This window comes from Pseudarthrobacter sp. S9 (assembly GCF_050156545.1).
Classification (GTDB): Bacteria; Actinomycetota; Actinomycetes; order Actinomycetales; family Micrococcaceae; genus Arthrobacter.
Map to the genome: position 1 here is coordinate 1,666,408 of NZ_CP189576.1, position 16,352 is coordinate 1,682,759.

16 protein-coding genes are annotated in these 16,352 nt (G+C 67.6%); 6 read left to right on the forward strand and 10 right to left on the reverse strand.

Going from position 1 to position 16,352, the window contains the following annotated elements; genetic code table 11:
* Positions 1–81: 81 nt before the first annotated feature.
* Entirely contained in the window at positions 82–981 is a 900-nt protein-coding gene (locus ACQCSY_RS07875) for an NAD(P)-dependent oxidoreductase (protein WP_427134619.1), read from the reverse strand.
* Positions 982–1,054: 73 nt separating this feature from the next.
* Entirely contained in the window at positions 1,055–2,575 is a 1,521-nt protein-coding gene (locus ACQCSY_RS07880) for a four-carbon acid sugar kinase family protein (RefSeq protein ID WP_427134621.1), read from the reverse strand.
* A 191-nt stretch (positions 2,576–2,766) separates the two neighbouring features.
* Between ACQCSY_RS07880 and ACQCSY_RS07885 the strand changes: the two genes are divergently transcribed.
* Positions 2,767–3,477, forward strand: a complete 711-nt coding sequence (locus ACQCSY_RS07885; protein ID WP_427134623.1) for a FadR/GntR family transcriptional regulator — start codon at positions 2,767–2,769, stop codon at positions 3,475–3,477.
* 56 nt (positions 3,478–3,533) lie between these two features.
* Here ACQCSY_RS07885 and ACQCSY_RS07890 read toward each other — a convergent pair whose 3' ends face one another.
* Positions 3,534–3,791 (reverse strand): metal-sensitive transcriptional regulator, encoded by a 258-nt coding sequence (locus tag ACQCSY_RS07890; RefSeq protein WP_427134625.1) that lies wholly within the window; start codon positions 3,789–3,791, stop codon positions 3,534–3,536.
* Between the two features lie 159 nt (positions 3,792–3,950).
* Between ACQCSY_RS07890 and ACQCSY_RS07895 the strand changes: the two genes are divergently transcribed.
* The 5 genes from ACQCSY_RS07895 (at position 3,951) to ACQCSY_RS07915 (ending at position 7,262) form a co-directional block, all read left to right on the forward strand.
* Positions 3,951–4,871 (forward strand): SGNH/GDSL hydrolase family protein, encoded by a 921-nt coding sequence (locus ACQCSY_RS07895; protein WP_427134626.1) that lies wholly within the window; start codon positions 3,951–3,953, stop codon positions 4,869–4,871.
* A 52-nt stretch (positions 4,872–4,923) separates the two neighbouring features.
* Positions 4,924–5,133 (forward strand): dodecin, encoded by a 210-nt coding sequence (locus tag ACQCSY_RS07900; RefSeq protein ID WP_427134628.1) that lies wholly within the window; start codon positions 4,924–4,926, stop codon positions 5,131–5,133.
* Positions 5,134–5,221: 88 nt separating this feature from the next.
* Positions 5,222–6,193 carry an aldo/keto reductase gene (locus tag ACQCSY_RS07905; protein ID WP_427134630.1) on the forward strand — a complete coding sequence of 324 codons (972 nt, stop codon included), beginning with the start codon at positions 5,222–5,224 and terminating at the stop codon, positions 6,191–6,193.
* A 253-nt stretch (positions 6,194–6,446) separates the two neighbouring features.
* Complete coding sequence (locus tag ACQCSY_RS07910; RefSeq protein ID WP_427134631.1) at positions 6,447–6,710, forward strand: GlsB/YeaQ/YmgE family stress response membrane protein; 264 nt, start codon at positions 6,447–6,449, stop codon at positions 6,708–6,710.
* Positions 6,711–6,842: 132 nt separating this feature from the next.
* Complete coding sequence (locus ACQCSY_RS07915) at positions 6,843–7,262, forward strand: hypothetical protein (protein ID WP_427134633.1); 420 nt, start codon at positions 6,843–6,845, stop codon at positions 7,260–7,262.
* Here the strand turns inward: ACQCSY_RS07915 and ACQCSY_RS07920 are convergent.
* The 7 genes from ACQCSY_RS07920 to glyA form a co-directional block, all read right to left on the reverse strand.
* Positions 7,259–8,131, reverse strand: a complete 873-nt coding sequence (locus ACQCSY_RS07920; protein ID WP_427134635.1) for a putative protein N(5)-glutamine methyltransferase — start codon at positions 8,129–8,131, stop codon at positions 7,259–7,261. The two genes, ACQCSY_RS07915 and ACQCSY_RS07920, sit on opposite strands and share 4 nt — an antisense overlap.
* A 196-nt stretch (positions 8,132–8,327) precedes the next feature.
* The gene (locus tag ACQCSY_RS07925; RefSeq protein ID WP_427134637.1) at positions 8,328–9,731 is read right to left on the reverse strand and encodes an L-serine ammonia-lyase; all 1,404 of its coding nucleotides are present in this window, start codon (positions 9,729–9,731) and stop codon (positions 8,328–8,330) included.
* Complete coding sequence (locus ACQCSY_RS07930) at positions 9,731–10,381, reverse strand: sarcosine oxidase subunit gamma (protein ID WP_427134638.1); 651 nt, start codon at positions 10,379–10,381, stop codon at positions 9,731–9,733. Before ACQCSY_RS07930 ends, ACQCSY_RS07925 begins: the two co-directional genes overlap by 1 nt.
* A complete protein-coding gene (locus tag ACQCSY_RS07935; protein WP_427134640.1) occupies positions 10,374–13,355 on the reverse strand; it encodes a 2Fe-2S iron-sulfur cluster-binding protein in 2,982 nt (993 codons plus the stop codon). The genes ACQCSY_RS07930 and ACQCSY_RS07935 overlap by 8 nt, the downstream gene beginning before the upstream one ends.
* A complete protein-coding gene (locus tag ACQCSY_RS07940) occupies positions 13,352–13,678 on the reverse strand; it encodes a sarcosine oxidase subunit delta (RefSeq protein ID WP_427134642.1) in 327 nt (108 codons plus the stop codon). The genes ACQCSY_RS07935 and ACQCSY_RS07940 overlap by 4 nt, the downstream gene beginning before the upstream one ends.
* Before the next feature lie 12 nt (positions 13,679–13,690).
* Positions 13,691–14,911 (reverse strand): sarcosine oxidase subunit beta family protein, encoded by a 1,221-nt coding sequence (locus ACQCSY_RS07945; protein ID WP_427134644.1) that lies wholly within the window; start codon positions 14,909–14,911, stop codon positions 13,691–13,693.
* Positions 14,908–16,275 (reverse strand): serine hydroxymethyltransferase, encoded by a 1,368-nt coding sequence (glyA, locus tag ACQCSY_RS07950; protein ID WP_427134646.1) that lies wholly within the window; start codon positions 16,273–16,275, stop codon positions 14,908–14,910. Before glyA ends, ACQCSY_RS07945 begins: the two co-directional genes overlap by 4 nt.
* Positions 16,276–16,352 lie beyond the last annotated feature (77 nt).

Here is a 16,352-nt window from a genome sequence, read left to right on the forward strand (position 1 = left end):
CAGTCTTCGAAAAGGCTAGCGGTTGTGAGGTGCGACGACGGGGGGAAGGGGGATCCGCTGTCGGGCTTGTTGGGGTGGGGGCTAAGCGGTGCGCTTGGCGGGGGCGAGAACCTTGATGACGGCGGAGTCGTCGGCCGCGGCGAGACCCTGGGCCTGGCCCAGGAGGTAGAGCTGCTCGGCGGCGGCCGCCACCGGGGCGGCCAGGCCGGCGGCGCGGGTGGCCTTGCCCACGATGCCCATGTCCTTGACGAAGATGTCCAGGCGGCTGAGGACCTCGGCGCCATCCTCCGTGTAGGCCTCGAGGATGCGGGGGCCGCGGTTGGAGAGCATGAAGGAGCCTGCGGCGCCGGCTTCGAGGGCGGCGAGGGTCTTGGCCTGGTCCAGGCCCAGGGCGTCGGCCAGGGCCATGGCCTCGGCGGCCGCGGCGATGTGGACGCCGCAGAGCAGCTGGTTGACGGTCTTGAGGGCCTGGCCGTCGCCGGGCTTGTCGCCGACCACGGTAAGCGTGGAGGCCAGCAGTTCCAGGACGGGGCGGGCGGTTTCGAGGGCGGCGGGCTCGGCGCCGACGACGATCAGCAGATCGCCCTCACCGGCGCGCTTGGGCCCGCCGGAGAGCGGCGCGTCAACCAGCGCGACGCCGATTTCGGCCAGCCGGGCGACGGTGGCCGGGATGGCCTCGGTGCCGACCGTGCTGGTCAGGATGACGACGGCGCCCGGCTTCAGCACGGAGGCGACGCCGTTCTCACCGAAGAGGACGTCGTTGAGCTGCTCGCCGTTGCGGACGGCGAGCAGCAGGGCGTCGGATTCTTCGGCTGCCGCACGGGCGGAGGCGAAGGTCCGGACGCCGGCGTCTTCAGCAAGCTTCAGGCGCGGCTCGACGATGTCGAAGCCGTGGACGGTCAGCTGGGTGGCCAGTCGGGTGGCCATGGGCAGGCCCATGGCGCCAAGGCCCAGGACGGTGACTTTGTATTCTGCGGTCATGGTTTTCTCCGTTGAAACGAGGGATTGAGGAGCGGGTGATTGAGCTTTGCGCCGGTGATTGAGCCCGTCGAAATCAAGGCCACCGGTTGCTGAGCTTGCGGGTGACCTGGGCCAGGGACTCGTCGTCGCCCACATTGCCGGCAAAGACGATGTACGGGATTCCCTTGGCGGGCCCGTCCACCGGCTCCCACAGGCTCACGATGCCCGGCAGCATGGGGCCGCGGACAATCGCGTGGCGGATCTGAAGGCCATGCGCGGCGACGTCGGAGGACGTGATGCCGCCCTTGGCGATCACGAAGCGCGGCGGGAAGGTCTTGAGCGTGCGGTTCACTACCGCGACGACGGCGGCGGACACCGTGCGGGCGATCCGCAGGCTTTCGGCGGCGTCGCCGGTTTTGATCAGCAGGCGGCTCGTGTGGACGATCACGTCGCCGCGGCGAAGGTCCGCCACCACGCTTTCGACCGTCTCGTCCAGGTAGCCCTCGGCGCTGTCGCAGAGGAGCGTGTCGACGTCGATCTCCACAACGCGCGCCGCGCCGTGCTGCGAGGTGAGGGCATTGAGCTGGCGCGTCGTGACGCCGACATGCGAGCCCACGACGATGAGGCCGCCGGCGTTAGACGGCGTGTTGCCGGCATAGGCTTCTTCGCCGCTGAGCTCGGTGCGGATTTCCTGGCCGATGCGGGCCCGGACGAACGGCGGCCCGACGCGGTAGAGCAGCTTCTTGCCGCGGCGCTCGGCTTCCTCCAGGCCCAGGGCAAGGGCGCGGAGATCATTTTCGGAGACGATGTCAGCCACGATCGGGGTGGAATCCGTGGCGGAGTCGATGGCGTCGGCGATGGCCTTCGCGGACACCTGCGGATCCACGGCAGAGCCGTCCGAAGAAGCGGCCGAAGACGAGGCGGCCCGGATGATGTTCAGGTCCAGGACGATCACCGAGTCCGCGGAGAAACGGCCGTGTGACTTCTCCTCGACATACTTGGCCATCTCCGAGTTCGCGAAGCCGAAGCTGGCATCCCGGGCGAATTCGGTCTCGGCCACCGGGGTGAGCCGGCCGGCGTCGGCACCGGTGCCGCGCATGTAGTGAACGCCGCCGATCGTGACGCGGCCGGCGTCGGGGAATGCGGGGACAATCACGACGCCGTCCGTCGCCTCACCGCTTACAGCGGTGACCGTGGCCGCAATGACGTCCGGTTCCAGCGGGTAGTGGCCGCGGAGGGTGGAATCGCTGCGGCTGACGAAGCTCAGGCGCAGCCCGGGCTCCCTGGCCGCTGCTGCAAGCGCATTCCGGACCACTTCTTCATTGCGGACTGCCGCCTCTGCCGGGTCAAGGCTCCGGGTGTTGGTCAGCACGTAGACGGCGCACTGTCGCTGGCCGTTGATTTCGTGGGCGAAGGCCCAGGCGAAGTCCGCGACCTCCCAGCGGGTGAGGACCGGCAGGTCCGAAACGGACTGGGTGCCGGTGGGGTCGTCGTCGAGAACCACCAGGACGCGGGGGAATGCCTCGGATGAGGCGGCCAGGCTATCTGCCACAAGGCGGGCGGGTATCTGTACCTCCGCGGGAAAAGCGGCCAGCACATCTGCTTCGAGGGGCACTTTGCACTCCATTGTGTGTATAGATCTGCGATACATCAGTATCCACAGGATAGGAATTTGTAAGATGTCTGACATCTGATTTCTGAGTGCTAGTGTGGCATATGGCACAAAGACGCGCAAGTAGGCCCCGCAAGTAGGCCCCGCAAGTAAACTTGGCCATCAAGCAGAACTGAGTCGCTGGACGGGGAAAATTGGCTAGGAAATCGTTGGTCGGCGTGGTGGCGGATGAACTGCTGGACCGGATCATAGCCGGTGAGTTTCCGCCCGGCGCGAGCGTCCCCGGGGAACTGGAGCTAAGCGCCCGTCACGAAGTCAGCCGCATGACCGTGCGCGAGGCGATGAAGACCCTTGAGGCCCAGAGAATCCTCAGCGTGGAGCGCGGCCGGGGCACGTTCGTGAACCCGCTGAACCGGTGGGCCTCCCTCGAGGCCGTGCTGCGGGCGGCGTCGGAAGGCAAGAACGACGCCGCGGCAGCCATTCAGCTGATTGAGCTCCGCCGGATGCTGGAAACCGGGGCCTGCGAGCTGGCCGCACGGCGGATCGCACACGCCGATATCCAGGTTCTCCGTGGATTCCTGGCAGCGATGCGGCTGGCGCACGGCCAGAACGACGTGGCTGCGTTCGTCGAGGCGGACCTGGCCTTCCATGACCTCATCCTGCAGGCTTCCGAAAACGTTTTTGTCGCAGTGTTGTTTGAGCCGCTGCACCGGGTCCTGGAAAAGCGCCGGACGGAGACGTCCAAAGTGCCGGAGATCCAGGAGCATGCCATCGGCCACCATCAGAGCATCGTGGATGCGCTCGCCTCACGCGATCCGCACCGCGCCCGCGACGCGATGGACGCCCACATGCAGCAGACACTCGATGACCTCAAGACCTACGTCCTGGCGGACCGTTCCGCCTGACCCGGCCTGACGCGGACGCTTCGAGTCGGCCGGACGCTTCTAGTTGGCCGGCCCGCTCAGGCGAGCGAGAGGAAGAGCTTTTCCAGTTCAGCCCGGTCCAGGCTGGGGTCCTCCTGCTGCATGCACTGCTGCAGGCCCGTGGCGATGATGGAGAATCCCGCCTTGTCCAGGGCGCTCGAGACAGCAGCCAACTGGGTAACGACACTCTTGCAGTCGCGGCCCTCTTCGATCATCCGCGTGACCGCCGCAAGCTGTCCCTGGGCACGGCGCAGGCGGTTGATGACTGACTTCATGTCGGCGGGATCGAGTTGCATTGGTTCCTCCGGGATCAACAAGCTCCCTCCATCGTATACCCCCCTCAGTATTTACCATACCCCCGGGAGTATGCTATGCCCTTATAGTGCTCCGGAGTCCGTGGCGCTAGGGGCATAAGTACCTAGCGCAGCATCTAATTTCGGCGTATTGCTGGACGTGTGAACGCCGCCAGGTTCCTCGAGCCGGGCGCCGGCCATACCGGCGCCAAAGGCCCCGCCACAGGGGCATTCAGCCCAGAGCCGCGGAGCGCAGGGGCATGGAGCCCGCGGCCATGGAGCCGGTACGTCGCCATGGGAGACTCTTTCACGGCAGGCCTCGGGGACCCGGAACCGCTGAGTCCTGGCGGCATCAGGGGCTGGGCGGACCGCATCGCCGAGGAGCTCAGCCAAGGGCGCGGCGATTTCAGGTACGCAAACCTCGCCATCAGCGGCCTCCTCCTGCGCCAGATCATCGACCAGCAGCTTGGCCCGGCCATCGATCTGAAGCCCGATCTCGTCACGCTCTCTGCCGGCGGGAACGATCTGGTGTTCCATCGCGGCGACCCAGACCGGATGGCCGCCACCCTCGACGCCGCCGTGACAGCGCTCAGCGCCACCGGGGCCACTGTGGTGCTGTTCACGGGCCCGGACTGGGGCGAGACCCCCTTACTCGGCCACACGCGGGGCAAGGTCGCCGTCTTCAACGAAAACATCCGCACCATTGCCGCCCGGCACAACGGCGTCATCGCCGACCTGTGGACGCTGCGGCAGCTGGCCGATCCGCGGATGTGGGATCGGGACCGTCTGCACTTTTCGCCGCTGGGGCACCACACCATAGCCACGATGGTCCTGGACACCCTCAATGTGCCCCACAGCCTGCGCCCCCTGGAACCCAAGCCCATGCCCGCCGGCAGCTGGCGGGAAACCCGGGCCGAAGACCTGGCCTGGGTGACGCACTACCTGTTCCCTTGGATGATGAGCCGGATCAGGCCGCGGGCCGACGATCCGCCCCTGACGGCCAAGCGGCCCGAGCCCGGTCCCGCCCTCGGATCCCCCGGCGCCGGCTCCGCACCCCTAGTCCGGCCGGGATCCGTCGGCTAGTCTGCAGGAACGGCCCACAGCCGGGTATCGATGGCGATCACGAGGAGCGAAGTTGTCTAATCACACCTACAGCATTTCTGAAATTGTCGGAACCTCGAATGAAGGCGTCGACGCTGCCGTACGGAACGGGGTTGCCGAGGCCGCGAAGACCCTGCGAAACCTTGACTGGTTCGAGGTCAAGGAAGTCCGCGGCCACCTCGAAAACGGCCAGGTTGCCGACTGGCAGGTGACCATCAAGCTCGGATTCCGCCTGGAGCGCTGACGTCCGACGCCGGGGTGCCGGCCCCCGCAAGGGGGGCCGTCCCCGGACAAACCACGCGCCGCCGTCGGGGACCGGGAGGAAAAGATCCATGCGGTACACGCACCTGGGCCGCTCCGGCCTGACGGTCTCCCGCCTCTGCCTGGGCACCATGAACTTCGGACCCCAGACCGGGGAGGCGGACGCCCATGCCATCATGGATTCGGCCCAGGAATCCGGCATCAATTTCTTCGACACGGCCAATGTCTACGGCGGCTCCAGCCACCGGGGCTGGACGGAAGAAATCCTGGGCCGCTGGTTCGCCCAGGGCGGCGAGCGCCGTGAACGCACGGTACTGGCCACCAAACTTTTTGGCACCATGACGGACCGGCCCAACGAGTCCAAGCTGTCGGCCCTGCACATCCGCCGGGCGCTCGACGCGAGCCTCAAACGGCTGCAGACGGACTACATCGATCTCTACCAGTTCCACCATGTCGACCGGAACACGCCGTGGGACGAGATCTGGCAGGCCATCGACGTCGCTGTCCAGCAGGGCAAAATCCTGTATTCGGGCAGCAGCAACTTCGCCGGCTGGCACATTGCCCAGGCCCAGGAAACTGCCGCGCGCCGCAACTACAACGGCCTGGTCAGTGAGCAGTCCATCTACAACCTGCTCACCCGCAACGTGGAGCTGGAAGTCATTCCGGCCGCGCAAAAGTACGGGCTGGGGCTCATTGCGTGGTCACCACTGCACGGCGGCCTGCTGGGCGGTGTCCTGAAGAAGGAGCGCGACGGTGTCCGCCGCACCACGGGCCGGGCCCTCGAATCGCTCAAGTCGCACCAGAAACAGATCCGGCGGTATGAGGACTTTGCCGATGAACTGGGTGAGGAACCGGGGGATGTGGCCCTCGCCTGGCTGCTGCACCAACCCGCCGTGACCGCCCCGATCATCGGTCCCCGCACCCGGGAGCAGCTCGACGCGGGCGTCAGGGCCCATAAATTGAATCTCGACGCCGATGCGCTCAAGCGCCTCGATGAGATCTTCCCGGGGCACAGGACCGCACCGGAGGATTACGCCTGGTGAAGCCCCCGGCCGCCGCTTGCTCGCGGCTTCGGCCCGGACTCGCAGTATCGAAACGTCGAGTCCGGACGAAGCCCGCGAGCCGGCAGAACCAGCGTGGATTTCCGGACCGAATTTCCCGGACCTCTGTGGAAGTCTGTGATTTTCCCAGCCCGGGTGGCTCTTTGATACTAAGCATGATTAGTATTGAGGCAGAAGGATGAAGCGCACCCGGCGATCCGGGTGTCTCCTCAATGAAAGAAGAAGGAACAATAAAATGGGTTTTCTCGGATTTCTGCTTCTGGGTCTTATCGCCGGAGCCATTGCTAAAGCAATCCTCCCCGGCCGTCAGGGTGGTGGCATCATCGTGACGCTGATCCTCGGCGTCGTTGGTGCCCTCCTCGGCGGCTTTATTGGCAGCGCACTTTTCGGTGTGGGTCTCAACGAGTTCTTCTCGCTGTCGACCTGGCTGCTGGCCATCGGCGGCGCGATCATCGTCCTGCTGATTTACGGCATGATCACCAGGCGCTCGGCCCGCTAAGGCGGAGCCTGACCGGAACCCGTTCCCGGGAATTTCCACGGGACCGGGTTTTTGGCACACGGCCAAGGAAACTGGCCAAGACCTAAGCCAGCCACGTCTTCAGGGGCGTCTACTTCAGAGCAGGGGTACAGCATGAAAGGCAAACTTCTCTTCGGTACCGGAATAGCCGCAGGCTACATTCTTGGATCGCGCTCAGGGCGGGCAGCCTATGAAAAGCTCAAGGCCCGGGCCGCAGCCCTCTGGGAAAGCAAACCGGTCCAGGACAGGGTGTCGGCAGCAACGGAGGCGGTCAAGGACAAAGCACCGGAGGTGTCCGAGCAGCTCACCGAAGCCGCCCACCGGGCAGGCACCGTCATCAGCTCCGCCGTTCACCGGGATGCCGCCATGAAAGGCACCACCAGCGGCGCCCGCCCCGAGACCGTCAGTCCGGTTACCCCGGATGTCCTTTCCGACCCCGCCCTCAATGACCAGGCCGGGCAAGACTGGTCCGACGAAGGCGGTGCCACACCCGCCGGCGCCGCCACCAACGTCGATCCCGACAAGGTGCCCTAACGGCCCGTTGTTGCGCCGCCCGGCGCGCGCGGCCCGGCGTCACGCATCACCGCTCCGACAACCACCGTGGCATCCAGCTCCTCGGAGCTGAGCACCCGGGCGGTGAGGCCGTTGCGGAGGAAGATCCCGACGGTCTGCGGCGCCTGCCGGCGGCTGGTCTCGATCAGCAGGTGACCGCCCGGTGCCAGCCATTGCCGCGCCGCGGCGGCGACCCGGCGCTGCACGTCCAGCCCGTCAGCACCGCCGTCGAGGGAGACCCGAGGCTCGTGCAGTCGGGCCTCCTGGGGCATTGTTTCGATCACAGCCGAGGGCACATAGGGCGCATTGACGGCCAGCACTCCGACCCTCCCCCGCAGCCGCGCCGGGAGCGCGTCATAGAGATCCCCTTCGTGGACCTCCCCGCCCAGTGCGAGGAGGTTCCGGCGCGCGCACACCACGGCGGAAGGCTCGACATCGGCGGCGTGCAGCTCGACCGGCCCCGCGAGGGCGGCGAGAGCTGCCCCTACCGCGCCGGAGCCGCAGCAGAGATCGACGACGACGGGCGCCGGGCGGCCGCCGTCGGACGGTTCCAGGAGCAGTGCGGCCTGGCGGACGAGTAACTCGGTGCGGCGGCGGGGCACGAAGACCCCCGTGTCGACGGCGATCCGAAGTCCGCAGAATTCCGCCCAGCCGAGGATGTGCTCCAGCGGCAGGCCGGAAACCCTCCGGTCGATCATTGCTTCGAGCTGCTCCGGCGTCGGGGCGGCCTCGATGAGCAGGCGGGCTTCTTCTTCGGCGAATACGCAGCCGGCTGCCCGGAGTCTCGAGACGATGGCGGGCTGTGGTTGGCTGGGTCTAGGTTGGACGGGTTTTGGTTGGAATACAGACATGGGAGCGCCTTTCGATCTGGTGTCAGGCGCTCCCGCGGTCATCTAGCCGCGGCTGGCGGTCCGGCAGCGGCCGGAGAGCACCCTTTCTGGACTTGCGTGAATGGGACTCACCTCCTTCTGCTGTTGCTGGATATTCCCCATGCTACCGAATGCCGGCTGCCACGTGCCGAATCATGCCGGATCATTGTGCCCCTGCTCAGCACTCCACGACGTTGACGGCGAGGCCTCCGCGGGAGGTTTCCTTGTATTTGCTTTTCATGTCGGCTCCTGTTTCGCGCATGGTTTTGATGGCTTTGTCGAGGGATACTTTGTGGCTGCCGTCGCCGTGCAGGGCAAGGCGGGCGGCGTTGATGGCTTTGACGGCGGCGATGGCGTTGCGTTCGATGCAGGGGATCTGCACGAGCCCGCCGACGGGGTCGCAGGTCAGGCCGAGGTTGTGTTCGATGCCGACTTCGGCGGCGTTTTCAACCTGTTCCGGGGTGCCGCCGAGGATTTCGCAGAGCCCGGCGGCGGCCATGGAGCAGGCCGAGCCGACCTCGCCCTGGCAGCCGACTTCGGCGCCGGAGATGGAGGCGTTGGTCTTGAACAGGATCCCGACGGCGGCCGCGGCCAGGAGGAAGCGGATGACGCCGTCGTCGCCGGCGCCGGGGACGAACCTGGTGTAGTAGTGCAGGACGGCCGGGACGATGCCGGCGGCGCCGTTGGTGGGGGCGGTGACGATCCGTCCGCCGGCGGCATTTTCCTCGTTGACGGCGAGTGCGAAAAGGTTCACCCATTCCATCGCGAGCAGCGGGTCGGCGGAGCCGGCGCCCCGCAGGCCGGCGTCTGTTGCGGTGAGGGTGCGGAACAGTGCCGGGGCGCGGCGCGGGACGTTCAGGCCGCCGGGCAGGATGCCCTCGGCGGCGCAGCCGTTGTCCACGCATTCGCGCATGACGGCCCAGATCGCCAGCAGCTTCTCCCGGAGGTCGGCTTCGCTGCGCCAGGTGAGTTCGTTGGCGAGCATGACGTCGGAGATGGACATTTGCTCCCGCCGGCAGATGGCCAGGAGTTCGTCGGCGGTGGCGAAGGGGTAGGGCAGCACGGTCTCATCCGCCACCACGCGGTCCTTGCCGTCAACGTCACCGTCGGTGTTTCCGTCGACGACGAATCCCCCGCCCACGGAGTAGTAGCTGCGTTCGCGCAGCACCTCGCCGCCGCGGTCCAGCGCCCGGAACGTCATGCCGTTCGGGTGCGCGGGCAGCGACGTGCGGCGGTGCAGAACCATGTCCTCGTCCCAGTTGAAGTCCACCCGGTGGTGCCCGCCGATCCTCAGTTCGGCGTCCAGGGCCGCGGCCGCCACCTGGTCCTCGGCGGTGGCGGTGTCCACGGTCTCGGGGACCTGGCCCTGCAGGCCCAGGACCACGGCCTTGTCCGAGCCGTGGCCGCGGCCGGTTGCGCCGAGGGAGCCGAACAGCTCGGCCCGGACCCGGGCGGTGGCGGTGAGCTGCCCGGACGCTGAGAGGCCGTCGGCGAACCGTTTGGCTGCCCGCATCGGGCCGACCGTGTGGGAGGAGGAGGGCCCGATGCCGACGGAAAACAGGTCCAGCACGCTCAGCGCCATCAGGGAACCTCGGGGGACGCATATTCCCGCATGGCATCGAGCAGCCAGCGGCCGAGGAACTCCGCGAAGGAGGCGCGCGGGAACACCCGGAACGTCTCCTCCCCCGTTTTCAGCAGCATGGCGGGGATATTGCCGATCTCCGTGGCCAGGGCCATGCCGGGCCTGAACACGCGCGGGTGCAGGTCCAGCGGGCAGCCCTTCTCCAGCACGTCCCGGGCCCGCGGGCCGCTGAGTTCGAAGGTGGTGCGGTTGGCGGAGAGGTCCACCACCTGGCCTTCGGCGCCGTCCAGGGCCTCGGTGAGGGCCCGGACCAGGTCTCCGCCCAGGGTGTCATGGGCGTCTTCCGGCGCCACGGCGAGGAACTCGCTGGGGCCCAGCCAGAGCACGGTGATTCCTTCACCGCCGCCGGGCTCACCGCCGCTGACGTCGCCGCAGCGGGACGGCAGGCCGCCGGTCACCGAGGCGATCCTGGCCCCTGCCGCGGAGCCCCGGTCGACCCGGATCCCCGCCATCGTCTGGAAGGGAATCTCTCCCAGTTCCACGGTGCCGTCCACGGAACCGGCCTCGAAGGCCGCCGCGAGGTGCGATGCCGGGCTTCGGCGGGCCGCCCGGAGTCCGTTGAGGTATGCGGGTGCTGCTGTTTCAGCCATCTTTGCGGGTCCCTTCAGGGTCAAAAAGTACGGTTTCTGCCACGACCACGTCGACCAGCTGGTTTCCGGCGGCGGCCACGAGGGTTTCCCCGATCCGGTTGCGGCCGTTCCTGATCAGGGCCAGGGCGAATGATCTGCCCAGGGCGGCGCTGTGGTAGCTGGAGGTCACGAAGCCCTCCATGGGGACCGGGCCGTAGGCGGGGTTCAGGCTGATGCCCTGCTCCACCAGCTGGGTGCCTTCCGGCAGCCGGATCGTGCCGTCCACGGGCAGGACGCTGACCAGGTGATTCCGGTCGGTCCGGGCGGCGTCCGTGCGGGCGTAGGAGCGTTTGCCGATGAAGTCCTTGGCCTTGGACACGACCCAGTCCATGCCGGCGTCCTGCGGGGTGACGGTCCCGTCGGTGTCCTGGCCGACGATCGGGTAGCCCTTCTCGGCCCGCAGCACATGCATGGTCTCGGTGCCGTACGGGGTGATGTTGAACCCGGACCCGGCGGCTGCCACCGCTTCCCAGGTGGCCAGCCCGTACCAGGCGGGCACGTTGATTTCGTAGGCCAGTTCGCCGGAGAACGAGATCCGGCAGATCCGCGCCCGCACGCCGGAGGCGAGGGTGGTTTCCCGGAAGGTCATGAACGGGAAAGCCTCAGCCTCCAGCCCGCCGTCCGCCGCCAGGTCCGGGGCAAGTTTGGCGATCACCGCCCGGGATTTGGGCCCGACGACGGCGATGGTGCTCCACTGTTCCGTCACGGAGGTGCAGTGCACGTCCAGTCCAGGCCATTCGGTCTGCAGCCATTCCTCCAGCCAGTCCAGGACCTTCGCGGCGCCACCGGTCGTGGTGGTCATGAAGAAGCGCTCGTCATCCAGGCGCAGGGTCACGCCGTCGTCGAAGATCATTCCGTCCGGCGTGCACATGACCCCGTAGCGGGCCGAACCCGGCGCCAGTTTCTTGAACGCGTTGGTGTAGATGCGGTTCAGGAATTCGCCGGCGTCTTTGCCGCGGATTTCGATCTTACCCAGCGTGGTGGCGTCCATGAACCCCACCGAATCCCGGACGGCGGCGCATTCACGCAGCACCGCGGCGTCCATGTCCTCCCCGGCGTGCGGGTAGTACCAGGGCCGCTTCCACTGCCCGACGTCCTCGAACAGGGCGCCCCGGGCCGCGTGCCAGGGGTGGATGGACGTCAGCCGTGCCGGGTCGAAGAGTTCGCCGCGCTGCCGCCCGGCCAGCGCCGCGAACGCGACCGGCGTGAACGGGGCCCGGTACGCGGTGGTGCCGATCTCCCCGATCCCGGCCGTTCCGCCGCCGCCGTGCTTGAGGGCCGCGGCGATCACGCCGATCGCGTTAACGCCGGAGGTCTTGCCCTGGTCGTTGGCGGTGCTGATCGAGGTGTAGCGCTTGATGTGCTCCACCGAGCGCATCCCGGCACCCGTGGAGCGCAGGACGTCCGCGACGGACTGGTCGCGCTGGAAGTCCACGAAGTGGTGGTGCCAGTCCTCCGGTCCGCCCTCCTGGCCCGGCACCAGCCAGAGCTGGCGGGTCGGAGCCGAGGCGCGCGGCGCCCCAGGCACTGAAGGTTCGACGTCTGCGCCGGAATTTTCAGGGCTGAAGCCGGCGGCGTTGGCGGCCGCAGCTCCGGCGGAAATCCCCTCCGCAAGGCAGTCGCCGGTTTCGAAACTGCCGCGGCCCGCGCCTGCCACCTGCTGGTTCGGAACCACCGTGCTCGGAATGAAGGCCGCCAGGTCATCGTCCCAGCGCAGCTTGCCCTGGCGTTGGGAGTGCAGGTGCACCACCGGTGACCAGCCGCCGGATACTGCGAGCAGGTCGCAGGCGATCTCTTCGATGCCGGAGGTGAGTCCGCCGTCGTCGTTGATGCTGCGGACGGTGACCCCGTCCAGCCGGCCACCGGTGCCGTTGCCGGTGGTGTCGGCCACGGCGCTGCCGATCAGCACCCGGACGCCGGCCTCCACTGCTGCGGCGGCCGTTTCGGTGAGTTTCGGGCGGGCGTCGACGACGGCGGCAACCTTGCCTCCGGCAGCCAGCAGGTCCGCGGCCAGAAGGTACGCGGAGTCGTTGGTGGTGCCGATGACCACGCGGGAACCGGCGGCGACGGCGTAGCGGTTGAGGTAGCTGCGGACCGCGGAGGCGAGCATGATGCCGGGGCGGTCATTGTTCTCGAAGACCAGGGGACGTTCGTGCGCACCGGGGGCCAGGACCACCTGGCCGGCGCGGATGTGCCAGATCCGCTGGCGGGACACCCCAGCCGCGGCCGGGGTGGTGAGGTGGTCGGTGCGGTTCTGGGCCGCGATGACGTAATTGGCATCCCAGGAGCCGAACGCGGTGGCGCGGTTCAGCACCGTGCACTCTTCCGCGGAGACGAGTTCGGCTTCAACGTCGGCCACCCAGTCCAGTGCCGGCCGGCCCTCGATCGTCTCACCACGTGCCGGATCGGTGGACCCGGAGAGCCCGGAACCTGACAGCAGGGAACCGCCGAGTTCGGGCTGGTCATCGATCAGGATCACCCGTGCGCCGGTGCGCACCGCCTCGCGTGCCGCGGCCAGCCCGGCGGGCCCGCCGCCGATGACAAGGACGTCGGTGTGGACGTACTTCTTGTCGTACTCGGCACGGTCCTCCTCCGGGTCCAGCCGGCCCAGGCCGTTGAGCAGTTCCGCTGCCAGCCCGTCGACCAGCGGCACGGTGGTGGCCGGCAGCATGGACTCGGCGACGTGCCCGGGGAACCGCGGGGCGATCCTGACCAGGGCGTTGGGTTCCTCCACGCCGGCGGCCATGATGCCGCGAGGCCTGTCCTCGTAGAGGGAGTTCCCTGCACTGATGTGGCCGTTGGCCAGGAGCGCGGAGGCGAGGGTGTCGCCGGGGTGGCCGGGGTATTCGCGGCCGTCCAGGGTGAACCGCCACGTGACGCTGCGGTCAATCCTGCCGCCGGCGCTCAGGCGTGCGGGCTGCTGCTGGGCGGTCATTTGAGGGCTCCTTCCGGGGATGCCGGGCTGGTGGCTGTGGTGATCGTTGCTGGGGCGGGGCGGGGTTCGCCCATCCGGTAGACGGCCTGGATGTCGTAGCTGACCGTGTCGCGGAGCATGTTGAACCATTGCCGGCAGCCGGTGCTGTGCAGCCAACGCTCGGCGAAGGCGCCCTTGGTGTTGTCACGGTAGAACAGGTACTCGGCCCATTCGCGGTCGTTCAGCTCAGCGGGGTTGTGGGGGTAGGCAACGTGGGCCTGGCCGCCGTAGGAGAATTCGGTCTCGTCCCGGGGACCGCAGTCGGGGCAGGGGATCAGGAGCATGTCCTTACCTTTCTAGTGGGCCACGGCGGCCGCGCCGTGTTCATCGATCAGGGCACCGGTTTCGAAGCGTTCCAGCGCGAAGGGCCTGTTGAGCGTGTGCGGGGTGCCGGTGGCGATCGTGTGCGCGAACGTCAGACCCGCGGCGGGGGTGCCCTTGAAGCCGCCGGTCCCCCAGCCGCAGTTCACGAACATGTTCTCCACCGGGCTCAGGCCGACAATCGGGGAGGCGTCCATCGTGGTGTCCACGATGCCGCCCCAGGTCCGCAGCACGTGGGCCCGGGCGAAAATCGGGAAGAGTTCGACGGCGGCGGCCATCTGGTGCTCGATCACGTGGAAGGAGCCGCGCTGGCCGTAGCCGTTGTAGGAATCCACGCCGGCGCCCATCACCAGTTCGCCCTTGTGCGCCTGGGAGACGTAGACGTGGACGTGGTTGGACATCACCACCGTCGGGTGCACGGGCTCGTGCAGTTCCGAGACCAGGGCCTGCAGCGGGTGGGACTGGATCGGCAGCCGGAACCCGGCCATCTCGGCCAGCACGGAGCTGTGGCCGGCCGCGCACAGGCCGACCTTTCCGGTGTGGATGGTGCCCAGGCTGGTCTTGACCCCGACCACCCGGTTGCCGTCCTTGAGGAAGCCGGTGACCTCGCAGTTCTGGATGATGTCCACGCCGAGTTCGTCGCATTTGCGCGCGAACGCCCAGGCCACGTGGTCGTGCTTGGCGATCCCGGCCCGCGGCTGGTACGTCGCACCCATGACGGGGTAGCGGATGTTGTCGTTGATGTTCAGGATGGGGCAGAGTTCCTTGACCTGGGCCGGGTCCAGCCATTCGGCGTCCACGCCGTTGAGCTTGTTCGCCCCGACCCGGCGGATGCTCTCGCGCACATCGCCCAGGGTGTGGGCCAGGTTCATCACGCCGCGCTGGCTGAACAGGAAATCGTACTCGAGCTCCTCGGGCAGGATCTCCCACAGCTTCAGCGCGGTCTCATAGATCGCGGCGCTCTCGTCCCAAAGGTAGTTGGAACGGATGATGGTGGTGTTCCGGGCCATGTTTCCGCCGGCCAGCCAGCCCTTCTCCAGGACCGCGATGTTGGTCATCCCGTGGTTCTTCGCCAAGTAGTAGGCGGTGGCCAGGCCGTGGCCGCCGCCGCCGACAATCACGGCATCGTAGGAGGTCTTCGGCTCCGGGTTGCGCCAGAGGAAGTCCGGGTGTTCCGGCAGCTGCTCCGTGCTCACTGTGCCGCTCCCATCATTTCCGCCTCAAGCGCCAGGTCTTCAGAGCCTGCGCCCGCCTCGCTGCCCGCATCCACGGCATTCAGCCGCGGGTAGAGCGGGAACCGTGCCGCCAGGGCGGCAACGCGGCCGCGGAGCCCGGCCTCGGTCGCCTCGTCGGGCAGGTCATCCACGGCGGGGGCGGTGAGCGCCGAGGCGATGATGTCCGCCACCTCGGTGAACTCCGCGGACCCGAAGCCGCGCGTGGCCAGCGCCGGGGTACCGACCCGCAGGCCGGAAGAGACCATCGGCGGGCGCGGGTCGAACGGAACCGCGTTGCGGTTCACCGTGATGCCGATCCGGTGCAGCCTGTCTTCGGCCTGCTGTCCGTCCAGCTCCGAGTTGCGGAGATCCACCAGGACCAGATGCACATCGGTGCCGCTGCTCACCACCGAAATGCCGGCGGCTCCGACGTCGTCCTTCAGCAGCCGGGAGGCCAGGATCCGGGCACCTTCCAGGGTGCGCTCCTGGCGTTCCCTGAATTCTTCGGAGGCGGCGATTTTGAAGGCAACGGCCTTGGCCGCGATCACGTGTTCCAGCGGACCGCCCTGCTGTCCGGGGAAGACCGCGCTGTTGATCTTGCGCGCGTACTGTTCCTTGCTGAGGATCACTCCGCCGCGCGGGCCGCCCAGGGTCTTGTGCGTGGTGGTGGTGACGACGTCCGCGTACGGGACCGGGTTCGGGTGAAGTCCCGCGGCCACGAGGCCGGCGAAGTGCGCCATGTCCACCATCAGGTAGGCGCCCACGAGGTCGGCGATCCGGCGGAAGCCGGCGAAGTCCAGCTGCCGGGAGTAGGCGGACCAGCCGGCCACAATCAGTTTGGGGCGGTGCTCCAGAGCCAGGGCCTCCACCTCTGCCATGTCCACCAGATGATCATCTTTGCTCACGTGGTAAGGGACGACGTTGTAGAGCCTGCCGGAGAAGTTGATGCGCATGCCGTGGGTGAGGTGGCCGCCATGGGCCAATGCCAGTCCCATAATCGTGTCGCCCGGATCCAGCAGGGCGAACATGGCCGCGGCGTTGGCCTGGGCGCCCGAGTGCGGCTGCACATTCGCGGCCTCCGCCCCGAACAGTGCCTTCACCCGGTCAATCGCCAGTTGTTCGATGACGTCCACGTGCTCACAGCCGCCGTAGTACCGCTTCCCGGGGTAACCCTCCGCGTACTTGTTGGTCAGCACCGAACCCTGCGCCTCCATGACCGAGGCAGGAGCGAAATTCTCCGACGCGATCATCTCCAGCGTGGACTGCTGGCGCACCAGTTCACGGTCGATCGCCCCCGCCACTTCGGCGTCCACATCCGCAAGCACCCGGGTCAACTGCTCTGCCATGGTCTCTCCCAATCGCTGAAATACTGCTGTTGTTACACTGATATATTAGAACTGATGCAATAGTATGTTTGAGATCA